Origin of the sequence: Streptomyces beijiangensis (assembly GCF_017315755.1) — a bacterium.
GTDB classification, from domain to species: Bacteria; Actinomycetota; Actinomycetes; order Streptomycetales; family Streptomycetaceae; genus Streptomyces; species Streptomyces beijiangensis.
This window is the reverse complement of record NZ_JAFLRJ010000597.1, coordinates 1-1,768: the sequence shown is the minus strand read 5'-3', so window position 1 is coordinate 1,768 and position 1,768 is coordinate 1. Positions and strand designations below refer to the sequence as shown.

At 71.7% G+C, this 1,768-nt stretch carries 2 protein-coding genes; one reads left to right on the top strand and one right to left on the bottom strand.

What is annotated here, in order from left to right:
- Positions 1 to 882: hypothetical protein (locus J0695_RS37330; protein ID WP_242553681.1), on the top strand; the 882-nt coding region annotated here is incomplete at its 5' end.
- Positions 883 to 899: 17 nt separating this feature from the next.
- Here the strand turns inward: J0695_RS37330 and J0695_RS37325 are convergent.
- Positions 900 to 1,768: TIGR03767 family metallophosphoesterase (locus J0695_RS37325; protein WP_206969200.1), on the bottom strand; the 869-nt coding region annotated here is incomplete at its 5' end.

The window sequence follows — 1,768 nt, the reverse complement described above, 5'->3', positions numbered from 1 at the left end:
CCGTACGGGGTGGGGTCGGCGGCCGGCCCGGGGCCCGGCTGCGCCGGTACCGCGCGGGCAGGCCCGTCGGCGGGCCGTCCCGCGTACAGCAGCGCCGCGTGCAGCCGCTCCTCGCCGGTCGCCGACCCCACCCCGTACGGGGACACGATGGTCACCGGGCTCGCCGCACTCGCCCTGCACCGCTTCGCCTCCGCTCCCCCACTGCTCTCCCTCGACCAGATCGACGTCCTGGTGGCCCGCACCCGCCGTCTGCGCTCCACCGGTTTCGCCCGCCTCATCCGGGCCCACGCCCTCCCCCGGCCGCAGCAGATCACCGGCGTGCCCGTGGCCCCCGTACCGCGTGCGCTCGCCGACGCGGTCGCGCAGCTCACCGATGCCAATGCGGTACGGCGGCTGCTGACCGAGGCCGTACGCGGCGGGCACTGCGAACCGTCCGCCATCGTCAAGGAGTTGAACCAGGCGCGGCTGCTGACCCGCTCCCATGTCGTCGACGCCGTCGACTCGCTCCTCGCCGAGGGCCGGGCCATCGCCGAGGACCGCCTGTACGACCTGGTCCGCTCCCACAGCCTCCCCGACCCGCTCTGGAACGTGGACCTGCGCCTCCCCGGCGGCCCCCACCTCGGCGGTGTCGACGCCTACTGGCCCGACCAGGCCGTGGCGGTGGAGCTCGACACGCGGGCGCCGCGCCATGACGAGGACGCCACATGGAGCGAGTACGCCCGTAAGCGCGAGCACCTGGAGCGGCTCGGCATCACCGTCGTACACATCACGCCGAAGAAGCTGCGCGATGCGGCCGAACAGCAGGCGACGGTCGTACGCACCGCCCTGATGGCCTCGAACGACCGCGACCCGGCCGCCTATGTGGTCGTACTCCCCCGGTGAACGACCCCGGCCATCAACTACCGCCGCTTCAACAGCAGTTCGGTGTTCCGGTCGACCGGTTTCCCCGACAGGTCCTTGCGGGAGCCCGGCGCGTTGAAGGCCAGTTCGCGGTAGAGCGCGGCGAGTCCGGTCTGGGAGAGGTCGTGGAAGTCCGTGCGGTGCGGGGCGGCGGACTCCACCAGCGTCGTGAAGACCGAGAGCGTGCCGTCCTTGTTGTCCACCAGCTCGAAGACCCTGGCCAGTTGGGGATAGTCGATGTGGGACGCGGTGGTGATCTCCCAGAACGTGCCGTGCGGCCGGATCTTGTTGCGGTGGCTGTGACCGTTGATCCAGGCGATGACCTTGGGGTGCTGCTTCAGGAGCGCCACCAGTTCCGCGCCGTCGTGTCGCGCGTCGTCCGGGTGGGCGGGGTCGGTGTGGGTGTTGTCCATGGTCCAGCTGTTGTGGTGGCTGAAGATCACCACGTACGGGTCGTCACTGCTCTTCAGCGTCCGCTCCAGCCAGCGCAGCTGGGCGGTGCCGATGGTCCCTTCGAAGTGGCCCCCGCGGTCGGTCGTGTCGAGGCTGATGCCGAGCACGTCGTCGGAGATCCGGAAGGTGTAGTGGAGGGTGTCGTCGGCGAGGCTGGCGGCGGTGTAGCCGTGCCCCGCCGGACCGTGGCCCGTGTGGGCGGGGTCGAGGTGGGCGGTGAGGTACTCGCCGCGGGTGAAGGGGGCGCGTGCCGGGTCGGGGGTCACAGCGCGCAGCGTCTTCGCGTGGCGGCGCATCAGTGCGGCGAAGTGGCTGCCGTCGTAGTCGCCGTTGGCGCGGTCCCGCTTGAGCTGGGCCAGCGCCTCCGCCTGGGTGGTCGCGTACAACTTGCGGCCGCCGACCGCGAAGTCGGCCA